We start from the raw sequence: 20,278 nt of genomic DNA on the forward strand, positions 1-20,278 counted from the left end.
TCAATGGGAATCAGAGAGATCCTCAGAAATACCAGGGATATGGCGGAGGGTACAGGTCTCCCGCACCACCGTGAATGGAACACTTAATGTGGGGTTGAGTTCACCTATCCCCGGGGTCATGCGGGCGAGGATGTCACACCCGCCCGACAGCCTGCAGGATCTCCCGGTACATGGCATCCGCGACGTCCGGGTCCTGTGACTCGACCATAATCCTGATCATCGGTTCCGTGCCCGATGCCCGAATCAGCGCCCAGGCGTCGTCCCTGATGATCTTGATGCCGTCGATCTTCTCGATGGTCTCCCCCGGGAACGCCTCCTCGACGGCGCGGACCAGAGTGGCCGGGTCACGGGTGTGGTGTTTCTCCTTGACCAGGTGGTATAGAGGGAGGTCGCCCTGGATCTCCGAGAGTTCTCTGCCGTTATGGCTTGCGAGAACCGCCACCATCATAGCGGCGGTCATGCCCCCGTCCCGGCAGAACTGGTGGTCGGGATAGATCAGGCCGCCGTTTCCTTCCCCCCCGAAGGAGACCTTCTTTCCCTCGCTGATGAGTTCGATCATCCTCCTTGCGACGTAGATGCTCCCGACGGGGGTGTAGTCGACGGTGCACCCGTGTTTCTCCGCGACATCAAGGATCAGCCGGGATGTGGCGACCGGGGTGACGACGAGCCCGCCGCTGTTCCTGCCGCAGACATAGTCTTCGATCAGCCCGAACTCGTAGTTCTCTTCTATATAGCATCCTTTGTTATCAACGAAGACCGCCCGGTCGGCATCGCCGTCGTGCGCCACCCCGAAATCGGCACCCGTCGCGACGACCATCTCCGAGAGTGGCCGCAGCCCTTCAGGAGTCGGCTCGGGCATCCGGCCCGGGAAGGTGCCGTCGAGCCGGGCGTTGATGGTATGGACCCGGCAGCCCATCCTCGAGAGGATGACCGGGGTGGTGAGCGCCGCAGGGCCGGAGCCGGGGTCGACGACGACGGTCATGCCCTCCCCGATGCCCGCCGGGAAGTGCCGTACTACGGCCTCGATATACTCCTCGAGCCGGTCGGGCGCGGCGGTCTCCGTGCCGACGCCCTCCCAGGAGGCCGTGTCGAACTCGCCGGCAAAGAACCGGCCTTCGAGCCGGATGATCTCGTCGTCGGACATCTCGGTGCCGTCGGCCTCGATGATCTTCACGCCGTTGTACTCGGGCGGGTTGTGGGATGCGGTGATCATCGCGCCACCGTCGAACCGGCCGGTCTTGATGATGTACTGCAGGGCCGGCGTGGGGAGGATACCCATGTCCACCACGTCACACCCGGTCATGAGGAGCCCGGCCTTCAGGGCGTGGGTCAGGGCCTCGCCGGATGTCCGTGTATCTCTTCCGACGGCTATCGTGCCTTTCCTCATCGATCCGAGCGCGGCGCCTATCTTGAGGACGAGGGCCGGCGTCATGGTCTCCCCGACAACGCCCCGCACGCCGTTTGTACCAAACATCTGTTTTCCGTTCTGCATTCCGTCACTTCTCCACGTCGTGTAATTCCCGTTTCAGCCGATCGATTGCACTGCTCGCGGCGGCAAACGCCTCCTCGCGGTGTTCTGCCAGTATAGCAATGTAGGTTATATCTTCTCCTGCATAGAGTCGCCCTTTCCGGTGGTGGAACCGTGCGCCGATGATCCCCGGGACCGCTTCCATATCCCTCCTGATGCTCTCGACCAGGGCGTCGACGGTATCGTCGAACTCCAGGTAATCGGTGCGTTCGGTGCCGGTCCACTCCCTGACGATCCCGTTGAACGTGAGGACGGCCCCGGCGCGCGAGACGCCGCACTCCCGCCTCAGTTCCCTGACCAGCCCTTCGATGGTATGGTAGTCCTCGAACTTTGGGAGGGCGGTGATCACCTCATCGATGGTGGGGTCCCGGAGCACGACGTTCTCGCTTGGGAGGTCGCCTATCACGATCCTCGGGAACGGCCGGGACTTGAACCCCTCGAGTATGGCGTATTCGACCCCGGCGTTGCAGAGGAGATCCAGGGTGGAGTCGAGGTCGTTCTCGCGCCTGATGACGACCGATTTCGTTTCGTCGACGCCGCCGGATAGAGCAGCATGCGATTCATGGTACAGGGTGGTATCCTTTCCGGACTCGAGTAGAAAACCGTGGTGTCCCAGGTGCTTGATGGCCCCGACGGTCCCGCGTGCGGAGAGCGCCGGGATCAGGCTCCTGATGAACGTGGTCTTTCCGGCATTCGACCGGCCGACGATCTGGATGATCTTCATGGTTCCTCCTCCCCTGTCGGGCCCTCTCCTCCATCTTCCTGGCCGGGACGGGACTTTAAGATGACCGACGCCGCCTCGGCCACGCCCCGCATCACCTCGGTGATCCGATCCTCGACGTCGATCTCGTCATCGATGTTCAGGCTCGTCCCCTCCACCTCGAGCAGGAACCGGGCGACCTCGCTTGCCTCAAAGAGGATCTCGTCCAGTTCCTCTGCGGTGAAGAACCCGCACATGGCCCCGTAGAAGAACGTGGCCCCCGCTTTCTTCACCTTCTTCTTGAACGAACTCCGTGCCTGGTTGACTGCCTGCGGGGTGTAGGAGTCGACCATGAACGGGCAGAGGTCGGGGAGGTTCTCGCCGATGAACGTCATCTCCGAGCCGCTGGTAGTCTTGAAATCCGCGCAGAGGCGTGCGATCGCCCATTCCCTGGCGGTGATGTGGGTGTGCTTGCGCAGGAACTGGTTGACCCGCTGGTAGGTGGCGCCGTCCACTTTCTTGAACTTTCGGTATTTGTTTGGGTCTTTGCGGTTGTCAGGCTCTTCCATTTCATATCCTCTTGTCGGTTTTGCTATTTCAATAGGGCTGGTTGAACGCCGGTACGCCCTCGCCGGGATGAGCGGTTTCGGGAGAACGGGGTTGTTGCGGCGGTCCGGTTGGGTGGTATGCTCCGCTGGCCCCGCGGCCGCCCTGCCTCTTCAATGTATAGCATTATGCGGTTTATATCTGCCTCTTTGCTCCCGGGATGCGGGCGGGCATCCGGCTTTTCGGGAGGGGATCTCTTTCGATCGGGGCGCGTTCCTGTGGCCTGCCCCTCGCCCGGTGGCGCCGGGGAGTTATCGACGGTCCTGTCTACCTGCATTAGGGCCTGCTCTGTTCCGTCTGGCGGGCGGAGGAGTTCCGGCAGTGAACGGGCCTTTGTTCTGCATAACGGGATTCCCGGGGGGAGGCTGTATTCCCGGCGAACCGGTGTGAGGGACACGGTATGCAGGTATCGGACCGGGCTATCCTGCCCCGGGGTTGCGAGGGGGATTGCCGGTGTTCTATGAACTTCATGGTCTCCCGCGTTACCGCGAGCGTCAACCCGCGGCAAGAGGCCGGGATCGGGCCGCATGCGAAGGGGCGATGCAGGGCCTGTAGGATTTCAGGCAGCACGGAGCGGTACCTCATCGGGGTTCCGGGGACCTTCGTATCGCGGCTGTGGGGCAGGATCGTGAGCCTCGTCAGGGGAATGGTCGTTCTCATGGACGTTCGGGCGTTTAAGGTCGTCTGTGAAGGTCATTTATATGTGGGCGGGGCCTGCCGGTTCCGCGGCACCGGTGGCGTCCTCCTGATCGTTCACTTTCACCCCGCACGGTATGGGGTTCATATACCTGGAGGGGGACGTATTCATCAGGGTCTGCCTCCCGGCCACCCGGAAGGGCAGCCCCATACCTCCTAACTCCGATACCTCCTGCATCACCTGAAATACTTTTTTTAAAGACCCGATTGACACGAGTCGGTCTCCAGCTCCTCCCCGGGGGTTTGCCGGAAGGTGGATCAGGGTGACTCTTCACCCGGGGCCCAGGGTTGTCCGGTGCCCGAAATCCGTGCCAGCATGTTCCCGGTAGGGCGATCCCCTGCCGGTGCAGGAACGCCGGCTGTCGCCTGGTTTCAGGCTCCGTTGCGGTATTGTAGTCCTATGGGTTACATGGCCTCCTCTCCCGGACGCTCTTGGCAGGCGCCGTGCTCTCCGGGGGAGGTGCACCCCCTCCCTCGCAGATCTCCCGCGATCGTGGCCGGTCGTTCCTGACGGGGTCGGACAGGGGCTCCCCGGGCGGAATCCGTATTGCGGGGAATAGTGATTTACCGCAATCTTGATATCCTTCGTCATTCAACTCATTATTCGATGGAAAACACCCCCTTCTCGGAATGGCTGGATCGCTTCAGCAACTACCTCCGGATGCGGAACTACTCGCCCCGGACCATCAGAAAATACGAACAGACCATCCAGCGTTTCGCCCGGTACGCCTGGTTCCGGCAGAACTCGGTCTCTGACGGGATTTCGTTCGACGAGGCGGCGTTCGAGGACGCTCCCCTCGACGCGGACGTCAACGTCTCTGCGGCCCTCGTCACCGATTTCTTCTCCACCCTCTCGGAGGGGCGGGACTATAAGCCCAAGACCCTCCATCGGATGATATCGACGCTCTCCTCGTTCTACCGCTACCTCTACACGCAGGGAGTCGTGGTCGCGAACCCCATGCTCGGGGTGGAGCGGCCACGGATCAAGAACCAGGAGTTGAAATACCTCAAGCACAGCCAGGTGATCCGCCTGCTTAACACCATCGCAAGCGAGCGGGACCGGTTGATCGTCCGCCTCATATACGCCACCGGCGTCCGTGTTTCCGAACTCTGCGCAATAAACGTCGAGGACATCGATTTCGAGGAGCAGACGATCCGGGTGAAGGGGAAGGGCGATAAGATCCGGACGGTCTTCGTCGACGAAGAGACGCTCGATGAGATTGAGCGGTTCGTCGGCAACACGATCGAGGGCCCGCTCTTTTTGGGCCAGCAGGGCAACCACATCGCCCCGCGGACCGTCCAGCACCTCTTCCGGCAGTATGCCCCGCCCGGGATTACGCCGCATAAGATCCGCCATTCATACGCGAGCGAACTCTACCGGCGCTCAAAGAACCTCCGCGTCGTGCAGGAGAACCTGGGCCACTCTTCCATCAAGACGACCGAGATTTACCTGCATACCGACATCGAGGAGCGGAGAAACGTCTACCGGCAGTATTTCCCGCTCTCGAACGGGAAGAAAACGGGCGAGTGACCGGCAGCCGATAAACCATATGATGCTATACTGGTTGGAAACCGGCGCGAGATCCGTTCGACCCGGTTCCAGGGGAGCTCCTCAGGGGCTCTCCCCTGGCACCATACAGCCTCTGGTATGGGGGCTGGCATCCGGGCCTGGCCGGTAGGTGCATGCACCCCGGCCGGGTCACGTTCGGCCCCGATGGGCCTTTGCGCTCTGCTTGAGACGGCACCGCCACTCGCTGGTGTATCGATTCCAAACGAACAGATAATATCTGGCCTTCGTCCCATCCCCCAGAGCGCTCTCTCCATCCCCCCACCCTGGTAGGGGCGGGGACAGTGCCCGGGCGTATAGCCGGGGATGAGCCGTGCCCGGGGCGGCCCTCACGCCGGTTTCCGAGAAGGGCGGAGAGGGCTGGCCTGGATCCGGTTCTTCCCGGGGGCCTATCCCCGGACAGTGGACCGTGGTGGCTATCGCCAATGAGGGAGGGACCGGGGAGAAACCCTCCCGGACAAAATGACACCCGAAAGTTCCTCTCCGGCACCCCCGCCCCTCCCCGATCTCTGCCTCGTGTCTTCAGCGTCCAGACTCAATTCCTACAGATTGCCATCTGCCGATAACCCTCCTGGAGGGGACGGTGGGGATACCCGGGAAAAGCCGTGCCCGGGGTGCAAACTCCCGGACAGTGCGAAACAAGATCAATAAGTTGAGTGCCGATAATTGAGAATCGTTGCACCAGGTTAGTTCTCGCGCTGATGCGCAGGACCCGAAGTCCGGTGGGACGTGGCCGCCTCTTCCATGGTTCTCCTGCTCTTCGTCCTCCTCCGGCAACGCTCAAATCGCAGGAGCACCTACCGTATCGGTATGCGCTACATCGTCACAGGCGGAGCGGGATTCATCGGGTCAATCTCGCAGAGCGGCTGGCACGCGACCACGACGTCGTGATCATCGACAACCTCACCACCGGGCGGCGTGAGAATATCGAGCACCTCATCGGTCATCCCGGGTGACGTTCATCGAGGGAGCGTCACCGACCTTGACCTGCTCACCGACGCCTGCGCCGGGGCTGACGGCATCTTCCACCAGGCGGCCATCGCCTCGGTTCCCCGTTCCGTGGAAAACCCTGGAGACGAACGCGGTGAACGTGGGCGGAACCGTGAACGTCCTCTGGGCCGCAAAGGATGCGGCGTCCCGACGGTTGTGGCGGCTTCCACCTCGGCGATCTACGGCGACGACCCGGTCTTCCCAAACACGAGACGATGGCGCCGACGCCGCTCTCCCGCACGCGGTCTCAAAGCTCGCGGGCGAAGCTACGGGAAGGTCTTTTCCGACCTCTACGGCATCAGGACGGCCTTCCTGCGCTACTTCAACGTCTTCGGTCTCGGCAGGACCGAACTCCGAGTATGCGGCGGTGATCCGAAGTTCGTCACCGCCTGCTCGCCGGGAAACCGCCGATCATCTACGGCGACGGGGAGCAGACCCGCGACTTCATCTTCGTCGCCGACGTGGTGCGGGCGAACATCCAGGCGATGGAGGGCGATGCCCGGGGGGTCTTTAATATCGCCGGCGGCCGCCGGATCAGCCTCAACGAGCTTGCCGCCTGTCTCTGTGGGATCACCGGCATGCATGCCCGGCCGCTCTACGGACCTCCGAGAGCGGGGGATGTGCGTGATTCGCTTGCCGATATATCGCGGGCCAGGGACGCCTTCGGCTTTTCTCCCCGCAACACGGTCGATGAAGGGCTCCGCGAGACCGTGGCGTGGTTCCGGGACAGAGGCTCCCTATAACCGTTCTCCCGCGATCGACGGCCGGGCGCCCGGGCACCCCGCCGGCCGAATCCCGGTCCGCCCCGCTCCGGGCGTGACGGGTGCAGGAACCTATATATCGTCGCTCCACAGTATGGGTGCGAGGTGCCAATGTATGCCCCAATTAATTACACCGGAGGTCCCCCGCAAGGGTGACGATAGAGACGCTTCATGGGCGTACAACGACGTGACAGCGGAAGGCCTGCATGACCCCGCAGCCCTGAACAACAAGGGTGTGGCGCTCGAACGGCAGGGCCGCTATGAGGAGGCACTGGCCGCGTTCAGTGCGGCCCTCCTCTGCGACAACGATGACGTCTATGCCTGGAACAACCGGGCAGTGATCCTCGTCCGGCTCGGCCGCCCCCAGGAAGCGGTGCTCGCGTGCAGACAGGCGCTCGCGGTCGACCGGTTGTGCATCTTCGCCTGGGTCACCTACGGCATGGTGCTCAGCAGGATCGGAAAATACCGGGAGGCAGAATCGGCGTTTGCGGTGGCAGAAGATCTTGACCCGCAGGCGAGAGCGCTCTACCCCGGGAACTCGACGATGACCCGGGCTTGAGCGGCGGCCTTCACCCTGCAAAGAACGCTTCGTCTCCAGTTACCGTGGCGAGGGTTGATACACCGCCCGGTGCGATATGGACCGTTCTCCCCGGGTCCGGCAGGCCGATGGTCGCCGCCGGTACCCGGCGGCCCGTGCGGCATCGCCCGGACCCCCTGGAGACCCTACGCTTTTATCCATCATACCGCAATAGAGTAATACTACAATCGAGTGCTCTCTGGCACGGAGTCACCTCATGAAGACGCTCATTCTTGCAGGCGGGAGCGGCACCCGCCTCTTCCCGCTCTCAAGGGAACACTACCCGAAACAGTTCATCCCGCTGGTCGACGACGAATCGCTCTTCCAGAAGACGATAAAGAGGGCACTCCTCTTCTCCTCCCCGCAGGATATCGCCGTCGTCACCAACACGGAGCACAGGTTCCTGGTCCGGGACCAGCTTGCCGCGATCGGGTGCGACTCGCGGGTCATCGTGGAGCCGGTGGGCAGAAACACCCTGCCGGCGATCTACTACGGCGTCCGGGAAGTCACCCGGGACGGGCCGGAGACGGTTGCGGTACTGCCCTCAGACCACCTGATCACCGCGACCGGGCCGTTTCTTTCGGCCTTCCGCCGGGCGGAGCGGCTCACAAAAGACTACCTGGTGGTCTTCGGGGTGCGGCCGACCTCGCCCCACACCGGTTACGGCTACATCCGCCCGGGCGAGCCTCTCCAGGACGGCTCGCTCGTGGACGCCTTCGTGGAGAAGCCCGACCTTGCGACCGCCGGGAGGTACGTCGCCGACGGCTACCTCTGGAACTCCGGCATGTTCTGTTTCGATGCCGACCTCTTTCTCTCCGAGTGCGAGGTGTGCGCGCTGGATGTGGTCCGGGCATTCGAACAGCCCGTCGAGGAGGCATACCGTGCCGTCCCCTCCCTCTCCATCGACTACGGGATCATGGAGAAGACCCGGCGGGCCGCGGTCGTGCCACTTGAGGCCGACTGGAACGATGTGGGGAACTTCGACGCGCTCTATGCTGCCCTGCAAAAGAACGGGGACGCGAACGCCGTCAGGGGCGAGCATATCGGGATCGACTCCTCCGCGAACCTGATCATTGCAGACCGCCTGGTCGCCACCGTCGGTGTCCACGACCTTGCCATCGTCGAGACGAAGGACGCGATCCTTGTTGCCGCCCGGGACGAGGCCCAGCGGGTGGGCGAGATTGCAAAAGCCCTCCGCGAGAAGGGCGACTCCCGTGCGCTCTTCCACACGCGGGTCCACCGGCCCTGGGGCTCCTACACAAACCTCGAAGAAGGGCGGTCCTACAAGATCAAGCGGGTCACCGTCCCCCCGAAGCGCCGCCTCTCCCTGCAGATGCATCACCACCGCTCCGAGCACTGGGTGGTCGTCACCGGGTGCGCCGAGGTGACGATCGGTGAGAAGACGTACCTGCTCCGGAACGGTGAGTCCACCTTCGTTCCGGCGGGGACGGTCCACCGGCTCGCGAACCCCGGCCTCCTGCCGCTCGAACTGATCGAGGTGCAGATCGGGGAGTATACCGGCGAGGACGACATCGTCCGGTTCGAGGACGACTTCGAGCGGGCGTGAGCAGGCCTGGCGGTGCCGGTCTACCGGCATCGCTCCGCCCGCCTCCCATGCCCGCTACAAAATCGATATAATCTTCCGGCACATAGTACTTGAGAGCTGGTACCTGTGGTGCCGGTCGTTCGAGTTCACTTCTTAACGCACCCCCGTAGTGTAGTGGTCAATCATGCAGGACTTTGGATCCGGCGACGGCGGTTCGAATCCGCCCGGGGGTATGAAAACTTCGAGGCCATCAAATCAGGCATTTAAAGCATAATGGTTTCCTCTTTTTCGGTCATTCGGTAATTTTCTGAGCAGGGCGCTTCATGCCTCTGATCATTCCCCTCATAGGGGGCGGGTATCCGTGACCTTTATCACCGGTCCTGCATCTGGTCATGGATTCCCTTATCGAGTTTCCGCATGAAAGTGGTCTATCCGGGGAGATTGGGCCAGGAACCCCCCTCACATCTTACCTGAACTCACCCGCTCTGGAGAGCCTCGCTGAAACCATCGAACGCGAGTACTATGACCAGGAAACCCCGCGATGGCACTACCCTGTTGTTCTCTTGCTCAAACTCCTGGTCATCAAGTGCTTTCACCAACAATCTTACGCCCGTACCATCTCCTCCCTTACTCAGGAAGATTGGCACAATCTCGGCGTATCCCCGGAAGATCGGCTACCCCACCCTGCAACGCTCCAGCACTTTGTGAAATACCGTCTTGGCGTGGATGGTATGCAGCGAGTCATGATGCTGACCGGTAGCGCACTTAAGCGCAAACTCGACGGTGAGTCGATTGGCATCATCGATTCCACTCCCCTGGAAGCATCGCGGTATAACCAGGATGCCCCGTACAATCCCCACTATCAGATAAAGATGGATAAAGCACATATCATGCATCTGGGTCGTTATCCACTGGCGATGGTGTATTCGGGAGGAACAGATGCCGATATCACGCACCTCCCACGACTCATCGCAACCGTTGCACCAATGCAACCAAACGTGGTCGGCGTACAACTTGACAGCGCATACGATTCCTATGAGGCACATGCACAGATCTGGTATTACCTGGATGCATGGCCGTGTATCGCTCTCCGCGAGGGGGCGGTCGTACAGGAGGAGGGTACCGAGAAACGGATCCATCACTGGGTGAATAAACTCTGGAAAGAAGGGGGAGACGTACATGCCCCCCTGGAAGAACCGCTAAGATTCCTCTTCGAGCAGGGAAGAGGAGAGCAGGTTGGGATGTTCTTTCGGAATAAGAACACCCTCAATCCAGAATTCTCAACGCTCCTACACGGCCGCGGTGATTGCGAGCGCGTGCATAACCACATCAAGACAACTGTCGGGTTCCGCCTCAAAGGAATCCGACATGAGAGTCGAGAACTCTACATCCTCCTCAACTTCATCGTATATCAACTTCTCCTCCTGGTCGGGTGTACGGCAGAGATCGAGAACCCAAGTGTGCTGAGTGCGTTGATCTGAGCGAAAATGCTCGAAAGAAAAGACCGGTCTGGCAAAAAGAGCGGAGCAACCGGTTCTTGGGAGAGGTTCAGTTCGGTTAAGTGAACGGAGGATATTTTTGGAATGAGAAAGGAAAAGCAGGAATCAAGGAAAAAACCAAAATGGGTAACTGAATAGACTAACGGGGACAATTGCGCCGAAAAGCATGCCATCAAATGAGGGTACTCTCTGATTTGAAGGGCTCTGATCCCGTGAAAAAAACTAACCAAGCCATTGTTTCGGAAGCATACCTGCATCATCGAATGCGTATACGAAAAAATGTCCTGTGCGTTAAGGAACAAGATCTGGTAGAGGAATGACGTACTCGGAGACGTACTCGGAGACGAAGATGGCGAAGACGGTGAAGATGGTAGAGCGGCAGGGGATGCCTGCAGAGAGTAGTATATTTTCAGGATGATGGCTTCTGCAATCGTCGGGGCGCTCTGTATGTAACTCTTCGGGAATTCCAAATAGTTCGCCACCTTCGAGACTTTTATATTCCTTTGGTGGCTATACTGGATCATGGATGCAACAATCCGACTTCAACCCGCGACCAAATCTCGTCTGGATGCCGTGAAACTCAATCCGCAAGAGTCCGATGACGAAACGCTGAACCGGGTGCTGGACTTGGCAGATATGGCTTATGATCCTGAACCGCTGAGCGAAGAGACAGAGAAAAGGATCGAAGAAGGGTTCGCAGAAATACGAGCCGGACAGGTCCATTCACTCGAAGAGGTATGCCGGGATTTGGGTTTAGAATGATCTGGGACGTTGCCTTCACTTCGAAGGCGAAACATGATTTAAGGCGTCTACCGAAGGCCGAGGCGCAACGGATCACGGATGAAGTGACGTCCCTTGCAAACGAGCCTTACCCCTTACACCACGTCAAGAAACTGAAGGGCCACCAGAGCAACCCCGTGTACTCTCTTCGGGTGGGTGAGTACCGAGTGATCCTCACAATCGAAGACAATCTGATGATTATTACCGTGATCGAGGTCGGAAACCGAAGAACAGTCTATCGGAAATATTGAATCTCCCTATTAAGGTCATAAACTGAGATGATCTGCGCGGTATGCCTGGGGTACTGAACTTAAAGTTCTGATATTGCCCGGGGGTATGAGCCGCGGTGTTTCGAGCCGTCCGGAGTTGGCGTAGCCGCACCGGCTGACGGGCAGGCACGAACCGCAGCATCGGTGCTGCGAAGGGGTGGTCCCCTGTCGGCATGGGTGTTTTGGGACCACCTCAATAATTATCACCGGCGCCTCAGTACTCATATGAGTACCGAACAACCTGCTACGGTAGAGGGTTGGATGCCTTCTGCACGCTCTGCAGGGGCACCTAAATTGGTGTTTGGGATTTATCCGGGTGGCATGCTGGGGGCCGATGTCGGTATGGTAGCCGGCAAACTCGATGAGCCTGGGCGCATCAAGGAGACGATCGGCAAACTGCAGGGCGATACAAAACCGTTCGCCGTACGGTGCTATCTCCATTACACGGATTCGTCTCCCGAGCCGAAGTCGGACAGCAGCCAACCCCGGGACTTTGTACAGTACGGCGGCGACGACAGGGAACTGGATCTGGTGCTCTCGTATATGTCGGAGCGTGGAAACGTCGCCGGGTGGGTTGAGTTTGTCAGGACTGTAGTTCAGCGTTATGGGTCCGGGATCGCGACACTCCAGGTGACCGAAGAACCGAACCTCACTCATGTGCCTATCATCGACGGCAGTTCCCCGAACGTTCGGGAAGCGCTCGTACAGGGTGTCGTTGCGGCGAAAGAAGAGGCCCGAAGATGCGGATACGACACGCTGCAGATCGGTTTCAGTGCCGTGCCCTTCTTCGAGACGGATGCGCACGACTTCTGGACGGATATCGGTGCGCTCGGTGGGGATACGTTCGTGAAGTCTCTGGACTATGTCGGTCTCGACATCTATCCGGATGTCTTTTTCTCGCTGGCTCCATCGGGACTGCCAGGTGATATACGCCACTTCGTCGAATTCGCTCTGCGATCGTTCCGCGAGACATCTCTGCCTTCGGCAGGCATACCTGCAACGGTCCCGATCCACGTGGCGGAGAACGGATGGCCGACCGGCCCGAAACGCTCGTATGAGCAGCAGGCTGAGGCTCTGGAAACGATCATACGCACGGTTTACGAGTATCGGGGTAACTACAACGTCACTCGCTACGAGATGTTTAATATGCGGGATGCAGACAGTTCCAGCCCGGACCTTTTCTGCCAGTTCGGCATCTTACGCGATGACTACTCCCCGAAACCCGCGTTCGAGGTTTATCTCTGCGGGGTTGAAGGGGCAGAGCGGGAAGACCCCCTGCGCAAGCTGGGGGATGGGAGCGGAGCCCCTTCGTTTTGTTTCGCACACTTTCACCCCGCATGGCTCTTCTTTATGACAAAGAACAAGAGATTACTCATGTGGCAACCGACAGGAGAGGTTCTGATGCACATCACCACGAAGATCAAGATTCAGGTGACACCCGTTCAGGCCGACGTGCTCTGGCACCTCTCCGAGAAGTGCCGGTTACTCTACAACTTCGCTCTTGCCGAGCGAAACCAGAACTATCAGGAGAACAAGGATCGGCCCGATAAGCAGTACATCGGGTATGTGCAGCAAGCCAATGCCCTTCCCGACCTGAAGAAGCGGTTTCCTGAGTACCGGTGGGTCTACTCCAAAGTTCTGCAGACCACCCTCAAATCGCTGGACGACAACTTCAAGTCGTTCTTTGCCCTGCGACAGAACGGCGATGAAGATGCTAACCCCCCGGGGTTCAAGGGCAAAAACCACTTCTGCACACTGCGCTACAACCAGAGCGGGTTTGCGATCACCGACGGGCGTATCCGGTTCTCGCACTTCTACAACGACGTCCCGCTGGCGTTCGATCTGCCCGAAGGGCAGGCGTTCGTCAACGTCAAGCAGGTGGATCTCTTCTACGACGATCTGCAGGAAGCGTACTACGTCTCCCTCGTCCACGAGGTTCAGCCGGAACGGGAGTACGTTGACAACGGCCTCTACCAGGCCTGGGATCTCGGGGTCACGCAGCATGTCGCAGTCAACAGCCACGGGAAGTTCCTTGAAGTCACCAACGCCCGACCGGATAAGTACTGGAACCCGAAGATCGATGCCGTGCAGGCCCGAAGGGACCACTGCAAAAGGAAGAGCCGGCAGTGGAAGAGACTCAACCGTGCCAAGCGGACGATGGAGCGGAAGCGGAGCAACCAGCTCAGAGACTTCCAGCACAAACTGAGCAGGAAGCTCATCGAAAACACCCGGGCCGCCACAATCCTGGTTGGCGACCTCTCCGTCAAGCAGATGCCGAAGTCGAAGCAGGCCACGCCCGGGCTCAACCGAGCCACCCAGAACGCGGGACACCTCTCACGGTTCATCGGATTGTTGACCTACAAGGCAGCCCTTGCAGGTAAGAGAGTAATAACGATCGATGAACGGTACACGACGAAGACCTGCTGTGTCTGCGGAGCGGTTCACGAGATGCCGCTCGGGAAACGCGTTATGGACTGTGCATGCGGGAACTGTATTGATCGTGACCACAACAGTGCGGTCAACATCATGGTACGGTTCCTATCACAGAATGCCCTGTGGACGGGCTACCGGCAGTTCGCCGGTAATCTGCGACAAACAGGCCCGAGGATCCCAGAGAACCTCGGACACTCGCAGGAAGCCCCCTGCGCAAGCGGGGGGTAGTTCACCGCAGGCTGATCGACGAGCTTGGCCGACATTAACCGACCACCTTAGCGAGGCGACTCACTCTGCCTCCCATGCCCTCCGCAGGCGCCAGTCGTGTACATGGGATTGGGAGGATGTCGGGGCGGCCTCCCGGATATCCCGCCCCGAGGCGCCATCGCCAAGAGCCTATCCTGCAACCCTCTTGGGTTCCACATGATTCTTAAGGCCTCGCTTCCCAGTACTCCCCGGTAATTATGGACGCCCTCGCAATTGAGATCCAGATGAGCCTCCTCCTCTTCCTCGCTCTCGCCGGCTACCTTGTGGCATCAAGGATCAACCAATCGGCGACGATCGGGGCCATTCTCGTGGGGGTCCTGGTCGGGCCGAGCGTACTCGGCCTGATCACCTACACGGATTTTGTCCAGAGCCTGGCACACCTCGGGGCGATCATCCTCCTCTTTGTCATCGGTTTCGAGTTCAATATCAGGGATATCCTCGACGCACGGTACGGCATCATCGGCCTTGTCGGCGTGATCGTCCCGTGGTTGGGCGGCTACGGCACCGCCGTCCTCTTCGGGTTCGACTTCGCGAGCGCAGTCTTCATCGGCACGGCGCTGACCGCGACGAGTATCGCCATCACCGCAAACGTCTTAAAAGAGATCGGCGTGCTCCAGACCGGGGCCGCAAAGGCGATCATCGGCGCCGCGGTCATCGACGACGTCCTCTCCCTTATCGTGCTCGCCGTCGCCACCGACCTTGCGGTGGGCGGCAGCGTCTCAGTGGTCTCGGCCGTCCTGATGCTCGCGAAAGCCGTGGGATTCATCGTCGTCGCTGGTGCCGTCGGATACTTCGGTATCCGGAGGTCCATCCAGCGGATGGACGCAACCCCTCTGGCGCGGAAGTACCCTGAGTTCGTCTTCATCTTCGCCATGATGATGGCGTTCCTCTACGCGATGCTCGCGAGCCTCGTGGGCTTATCGGGGATCATCGGCGCGTTCCTCGCCGGGGTCGCCTTCGCCGGCGTCGAGCTCCGGCAGAGCAAGGGCGTCAAGGAGGGCGCCGAGTACTTCCAGATCGTCTTCGCCTCGATCTTCTTCGTATCGCTCGGGATCCTCGCGGACGCCCATGCACTCACGTCCGATATGGTCCTCTTCCTCGCGGTGCTGACCATCGTCGCCATCGTCACCAAGGTCATTGGGTGCGGCCTTCCTGCCCGGATGATGGGGATGTGCCGGGAGGACTCCCTCATCGTCGGGTTCGGGATGGCGCCGCGGGGTGAGGTGGCGATGATCGTCGCGTTGATCGGGCTCGACTCGGGGCTCATCGGCCAGAGCATCTTTGTGGTGATCGTCCTGATGAGCCTCCTGACCACCCTCATCACCCCGATCGTCTACCGGAACTGGTTCTTCAAGGGGGCCTACTGCGCCGTAGAGTGAGGGGGCCCGCGCTAATTTTTTCCAAAAATTCTCGTGCCCGCCTCTGCGCCCGGACGTAAAAAGAGGGGCGGGGCCGTAGCCCCGCCTTCACCAGGCTTCCGGGAACGCCATGTTGGTGTAGATGTCCTCAAGGCGGGCCTTGTGGCCTCGCTCCATCGAGGCGAGACTCTCGAACAACTCTATCTGTTCCGGGTCGACGCTCAGCCCCGCGAGCTGGGTGTACATCTGCATCGCATCCAGTTCTTTCCGGATCGCGATCACGAGGCCGTCAAGCGGTTTTAAGTCGGCCGAGAGCGGCGGAGTCTCCAGGGTCTCGGCGACTTTGTAATCCCGCTTCGTATCGAACCCGAGTTTTGCCGGTTCTCTCAGGAGAAGGGCCTCGAGGGTCTTTCGGTGTTTGCTCTCCTCACCGGCAAGCTCGTTGAAGAGGTTTCTTAAATTCTCATCCGTGACCTTCTCCCGAATCATACGGTAAAACGTATAGGCCTCAATCTCTCTCTCGATCGCATTTGATATGATTGAACGATACTCTTCGGCATCCATGGGGTATGCACCGGTGGGCAATAGCATCCGGAGACTCTTAAACCTTGTTGGGCCGGGGTATGGTATCGTGCGGGATCCGTGGCGACAAAAGTCCGATTGGTGGCCTTGATGAAGGTCGAATCGGCGTGTTCGGGGTGAACGAAAAGATGAGCAGGACCGACTGATCGGCCCGGCCCCGTGAAAAAGGGATTAAATGAACCGGGGCTTCATCGAGAGGAGCCTAGGGGTGTAGAGCGGGCGGAAGGGTTTTCCGGCGATCTCCATCTTCACCGCCTCGATGAGCTCGTCCTCGCTCATCATCTCCTTATAAGGCTTCTTCTTCTCCGAGAGCTTCCGGATGGTGACCGTGAGCCGGCCGGTCTCGGCCTCCTGGTCGCCGATCACCGCGACGTAGGGCGCCCAGTCCATCCCGGCCTCGCGGACCTTCTTGTTCACGCTCTCGTCGCGGTCGTCGACGTCCGCCCGGATACCCGCGGCGTTCAGGCGGGCGCCGATCTCCTCTGCGAAGCAGACGTGCCGCTCCGCCACCGGGACCAGCCTGACCTGGGTCGGGGCGAGCCAGGTCGGGAGCGAGGGGACCTCCATCTTCGCGGTATTCTCGAGCAGCGCGCAGATCACCCGCTCGATCGAGCCCGTCGGCGAGCAGTGGAGGATCGGGGGGTGGACCTCCGTCCCCTCCGGGGTGTAGTACTTGATGTCGAACCGGTCTGCGCTCTCGACGTCGATCTGGACCGTCGGGTTCTCGATGGGCCTTCCCTGCGCATCGATCGCCGCGAGGTCGACCTTTGCTATCCAGTAGTGTGTCCGCTCCGAGAGGATCTCGATCAGCATCGGCACACCCGACTTCGCGACGATCCCCTTCACCCAGAGTTCATACTGGTCGAAGAAGTCCCGGGTGCACCGGAAGACCCCCACAAGCGGCGTCTCGAGGTCCTCGCCGCTCTTCCAGCCCATCATGAGCTGCTCCTCGAAGCTCGCGAGTGCGTCGTCCACATCACGGCAGAGGGTGTGCATATCGGGCATCGTGAAGGCGCGGAGGCGCTTTAACCCGATCACCTCGCCCTTCTGCTCGTGCCGGAACGAGTAGGTCGAGAGCTCGTAGAGCTTCATCGGGAGGGTGTTCGGCGAGATGTGCATGTCGTGCATGATCGAGAACATGCCGAAACACGCCGCGAACCGGAGCATCATATCGCGGTTGCCGCTCTTGAACCGGTACTGCCGTTCCCCGAACTTGGCGGCGTGCTCCGCGATCGCCTGGTCGCCGAGATCATACATCACCGGGGTCTCCACCGGCATGCCGCCGTACTCGAGCACCCGTGCAAGGACGTAGTCGGCAAGAAGGTCCCGGATCAGCTTGCCCCGGGGCATCCAGCGGTGGTGCCCGACGTCCGAGCGCGGCTCGTACTCCACGAGTTCCTTCGCCCGCATCAGGTCGACGTGAACCGGCTCGACCCCTTCCGGCCCCGGGTGCCCGAGTTCCTTCCGGATCAGGGCGGCGAGGGGCGTATTCTCATTCAGGTAGGCGACCGCATCTTTGCGTTCCCCTTCGGGAGTGAAGACGAAGAACTCGTGCTCGATCTCTTTCTTCGGGGCGGCCGCTCCTTCCCCGGGCACGATCGTCCGGGAGAGCTCCGAGAGCGGGTGGCCCTTGCAGGAGAGCGAGAAGGCCTTGTACCAGCCGAACGGCGCCCGCTTCACAACAAAGCCGTCTTCCCTGGAAAGAGCCTCCCCGATGCCCCGGAGAGCGCTCACTGCCGATTCCGGCGATGCAAGGTCGGAGGAGAGGTGGGCGTAGGGGTAGATCATGATATTGGTCGTGCCGAGCTGCCGGGCGGTGGCGACGATCTCGTCCGCCGCCTGCCTGACGGCATCCCCGATATTCTCCTCGTCGACAGACTCAACCGCGCAGAAGACGGCGAGCGCCTCATCGAGAGCGTCCTTTGGGACCGCATCCTCTTCGGCGACCTTCGTCTTCTTCCGGGCCTCGTATTCGATATGGTCAGAGTGGATCAGAAGAAGTCGCATTGGTATCCCCAGTTGAACCGTTAAATATCTGTTTTCCTGCTATATAGTGCATAACGCTCTCCGGGCGGGAGCACCCGGCACCCCGCTCGACGGGGGCGGAATGCGCGGGGTTTTCCGGACTGCCGGCGGTATGCATCACGCGCGGCGCGCATTCTCGTGGTAGCGGGAGAGGGTCGCCTGCTGCTGGCCCATGTACTTCGCGTCTTTCTTCAGGTTGTATGGGCGCGCGGCGCGATCCGTCCGGTAGAAGACCAGCTGCCCGATCGGCATCCCGGCGTAGACCCGGACCGGCCTGGAGTTCACGTTGCACATCTCAAGCGTTATCGTCCCCCGGAACCCGGCGTCGATCCAGCCCCCCGTCTGGTGGAGCTCGATCCCGAGACGGGCGATGCTGCTCTTCCCCTCGATGCTCGCCACGACGTCGTCGGGGAGTTCGATCGTCTCCAGGGTCTCGGCGAGGAGGAACTGCCCCGGCGCGAGGACGATCGAGTCGGCCACCATCTCCTCGACGTCCGAACAGACGCTCTCCTTCTCGTAGGGGTCGATCACGGTATCCCCCGGCACGTACCAGACGAAGTGGGATCCGAGCCTGATATCCAGGGAGTTGGGCTGGATCAGGCCGGGATCGTAGGGATCCACCTGGATATACCCGTGCCTGATGCGGTCTTCTATCTGCCAGTCGACAAGAATCATTCCCTTATATCTCTCCTCGAACCTATTCTTTGTTTTCGAGATGCCACTCCGTCCGGCGCATCAGCCCGTGCAGCGTGCTCACCTCGCGAACGGTCAGCTTCGTCCGGCCGAGCACACGCCGGAGGAGGACCATCGTGTTCTCCCGTTTGAAGTCCGGGTGGTCGATCCGGTCGAGGAACGTCTCGATGTGCCGGTAGAGCGACTCCATCTCGACCGGTCCCGCGAGAAGGTAGGTCCCGCGGGGCAGGTTCGCCAGCTCGTAGCAGAGGATGCCCACCGCGTGAGAGAGGTTCAGGATGGGATACGCCTCCGATGTCGGGATGGTGCAGATGAGGTTCGCCCGTACGAGTTCGGTGTTTGCAAGGCCCCAGTTCTCCCGCCCGAAGAGGACCGCGACCGTCCCGTCGATATCGGCAACGATCTGGCGGACTTCCGCGGGCGTGTAGTAGGGCATCCGCATCGGGGTGCAGACCGATTTGCTCACCTCGCCGGTCGTCGCGACGACGAAGTCAAACTCCTGGTAGACCTCCTCGATCGTCATCCGGCGGGCGCCGTCAAGAACGTCACGGGCATGGGCGGCGCGCATGACGGCGTCGTCGGCAAGCGCGCAGGGGTTGACCAGCACCAGGCGGGTGAACCCGAAGTTCTTCATCACCCGGGCGGTAAACCCGACGTTCCCCTCGTAGAGGGGTTCGACCAGGACGATCGAGACCTCAGGCATGCCTCACTGTACCGCCCGGACCGTCGCCCGGAGCACATCGATCCCTTCCTCGTAGACGGCGTTCCCTACGACGATCGTGTCCGCGATCCGGCCCATCTCTGCCGCCTGCTCCGCCGAGCGGATACCGCCGCCGTAGTAGAGGATGGCATGCTCGATCGCATCGGATGCCGCCTGCACGATCGACGGGTTGCCGTAGGTCCCGCTGTACTCGATATAGACGATCGGGAACCGGAAGTAGCGGTCCGCCACCTCCGCGAACGCGGCCACGTCCTCGCCCGAGAGGGTGCAGTCCGCCCCCGTCACCCGCCCCACGGCGGAGTTCGGGTTGAGGACGATGTAGGCCTCGGGCACCACCATCTCCCATTCGATGCTGCTCGCGTGGCGGAGCCAGGCGTAGTGCTTTCCGACGATCCAGCGGACGTCGCTTGCGTTCATCACGCTCGGCACGAAGAGGTGGTCGATCCGTCCGTCGAATATGGCGCAGTCGGGGCTCGCCGGTTCCACCACCAGCGGCAGCCCGTGGGCTGAGACCAGATCCAGGAGTTCGCGGAGGTTCTCCCGCGTCACGTTCAGGGTGCCCGAGAGCATCAGGGCGTCGGTTCCGCTCGTCACGATCTCCTCGACGGCGCCCGGCGGGAGGTGTTTGTCGGGGTCCAGTTTCGTCACGTGTGCCCAGGTCTTCCAGTTCGCGTGCATGG

17 protein-coding genes, 1 tRNA gene and 1 pseudogene are annotated in these 20,278 nt (G+C 60.9%); 11 read left to right on the plus strand and 8 right to left on the minus strand.

Going from position 1 to position 20,278, the window contains the following annotated elements:
• Positions 1-133: 133 nt before the first annotated feature.
• The 3 genes from glmM to QZ408_RS12105 are packed head-to-tail and all read right to left on the minus strand — an operon-like array spanning position 134 to position 2,797.
• The gene (gene glmM, locus QZ408_RS12095) at positions 134-1,492 is read right to left on the minus strand and encodes a phosphoglucosamine mutase (RefSeq protein ID WP_292491857.1); all 1,359 of its coding nucleotides are present in this window, start codon (positions 1,490-1,492) and stop codon (positions 134-136) included.
• 4 nt (positions 1,493-1,496) lie between these two features.
• Positions 1,497-2,252: a molybdopterin-guanine dinucleotide biosynthesis protein B gene (mobB, locus tag QZ408_RS12100; RefSeq protein WP_292491858.1), complete on the minus strand. Its 756-nt coding sequence runs from the start codon at positions 2,250-2,252 to the stop codon at positions 1,497-1,499.
• Positions 2,249-2,797, minus strand: a complete 549-nt coding sequence (locus QZ408_RS12105) for a DUF5806 family protein (RefSeq protein ID WP_292491860.1) — start codon at positions 2,795-2,797, stop codon at positions 2,249-2,251. Before QZ408_RS12105 ends, mobB begins: the two co-directional genes overlap by 4 nt.
• Positions 2,798-4,137: 1,340 nt before the next feature.
• On the opposite strand from QZ408_RS12105, the gene xerA reads away from it, so the two are divergent.
• The 11 genes and pseudogenes from xerA to QZ408_RS12160 all read left to right on the plus strand — a co-directional run bounded on the left by xerA (position 4,138) and on the right by QZ408_RS12160 (position 15,598).
• Positions 4,138-5,061, plus strand: coding sequence for a site-specific tyrosine recombinase/integron integrase (gene xerA, locus QZ408_RS12110; protein WP_292491861.1), 924 nt, complete (start codon positions 4,138-4,140; stop codon positions 5,059-5,061).
• A gap of 780 nt (positions 5,062-5,841) precedes the next feature.
• Positions 5,842-5,988, plus strand: a complete 147-nt coding sequence (locus QZ408_RS12115; RefSeq protein ID WP_292491862.1) for a hypothetical protein — start codon at positions 5,842-5,844, stop codon at positions 5,986-5,988.
• A 96-nt stretch (positions 5,989-6,084) separates the two neighbouring features.
• A pseudogene (locus tag QZ408_RS12120) lies at positions 6,085-6,830 on the plus strand (NAD-dependent epimerase/dehydratase family protein).
• A 133-nt stretch (positions 6,831-6,963) separates the two neighbouring features.
• Entirely contained in the window at positions 6,964-7,407 is a 444-nt protein-coding gene (locus tag QZ408_RS12125) for a tetratricopeptide repeat protein (RefSeq protein ID WP_292491863.1), read from the plus strand.
• A 235-nt stretch (positions 7,408-7,642) separates the two neighbouring features.
• Complete coding sequence (locus QZ408_RS12130) at positions 7,643-8,992, plus strand: mannose-1-phosphate guanylyltransferase/mannose-6-phosphate isomerase (protein ID WP_292491864.1); 1,350 nt, start codon at positions 7,643-7,645, stop codon at positions 8,990-8,992.
• A 139-nt stretch (positions 8,993-9,131) separates the two neighbouring features.
• A tRNA-Gln gene (locus QZ408_RS12135) sits at positions 9,132-9,204 on the plus strand.
• Positions 9,205-9,363: 159 nt separating this feature from the next.
• Positions 9,364-10,452 carry a transposase gene (locus QZ408_RS12140; protein WP_292491865.1) on the plus strand — a complete coding sequence of 363 codons (1,089 nt, stop codon included), beginning with the start codon at positions 9,364-9,366 and terminating at the stop codon, positions 10,450-10,452.
• 540 nt (positions 10,453-10,992) lie between these two features.
• The gene (locus QZ408_RS12145; RefSeq protein WP_292491866.1) at positions 10,993-11,232 is read left to right on the plus strand and encodes a hypothetical protein; all 240 of its coding nucleotides are present in this window, start codon (positions 10,993-10,995) and stop codon (positions 11,230-11,232) included.
• On the plus strand, positions 11,229-11,501 hold the full coding sequence (locus QZ408_RS12150; RefSeq protein WP_292491867.1) for a type II toxin-antitoxin system RelE/ParE family toxin: 273 nt from the start codon (positions 11,229-11,231) through the stop codon (positions 11,499-11,501). Before QZ408_RS12145 ends, QZ408_RS12150 begins: the two co-directional genes overlap by 4 nt.
• Before the next feature lie 339 nt (positions 11,502-11,840).
• Positions 11,841-14,180: a transposase gene (locus QZ408_RS12155; protein ID WP_292491868.1), complete on the plus strand. Its 2,340-nt coding sequence runs from the start codon at positions 11,841-11,843 to the stop codon at positions 14,178-14,180.
• Between the two features lie 236 nt (positions 14,181-14,416).
• Positions 14,417-15,598, plus strand: a complete 1,182-nt coding sequence (locus QZ408_RS12160; protein WP_292491870.1) for a cation:proton antiporter — start codon at positions 14,417-14,419, stop codon at positions 15,596-15,598.
• Positions 15,599-15,685: 87 nt separating this feature from the next.
• Here the strand turns inward: QZ408_RS12160 and QZ408_RS12165 are convergent, their stop codons facing one another.
• From QZ408_RS12165 to QZ408_RS12185, 5 genes are all read right to left on the minus strand, one after another.
• A complete protein-coding gene (locus QZ408_RS12165; RefSeq protein ID WP_292491872.1) occupies positions 15,686-16,141 on the minus strand; it encodes a ferritin family protein in 456 nt (151 codons plus the stop codon).
• A gap of 189 nt (positions 16,142-16,330) precedes the next feature.
• Positions 16,331-18,166 (minus strand): threonine--tRNA ligase, encoded by a 1,836-nt coding sequence (locus QZ408_RS12170; protein WP_292491873.1) that lies wholly within the window; start codon positions 18,164-18,166, stop codon positions 16,331-16,333.
• Between the two features lie 135 nt (positions 18,167-18,301).
• Positions 18,302-18,859 carry a dCTP deaminase gene (gene dcd / locus QZ408_RS12175; RefSeq protein ID WP_292491874.1) on the minus strand — a complete coding sequence of 186 codons (558 nt, stop codon included), beginning with the start codon at positions 18,857-18,859 and terminating at the stop codon, positions 18,302-18,304.
• A gap of 22 nt (positions 18,860-18,881) precedes the next feature.
• Positions 18,882-19,580, minus strand: coding sequence for an RNA methyltransferase (locus QZ408_RS12180; RefSeq protein WP_292491875.1), 699 nt, complete (start codon positions 19,578-19,580; stop codon positions 18,882-18,884).
• 3 nt (positions 19,581-19,583) lie between these two features.
• On the minus strand, positions 19,584-20,276 hold the full coding sequence (locus QZ408_RS12185; protein WP_292491876.1) for a phosphoglycerol geranylgeranyltransferase: 693 nt from the start codon (positions 20,274-20,276) through the stop codon (positions 19,584-19,586).
• Positions 20,277-20,278 lie beyond the last annotated feature (2 nt).

Source organism: Methanoculleus sp. 10 (assembly GCF_913757945.1).
Taxonomy (GTDB): Archaea; Halobacteriota; Methanomicrobia; order Methanomicrobiales; family Methanoculleaceae; genus Methanoculleus.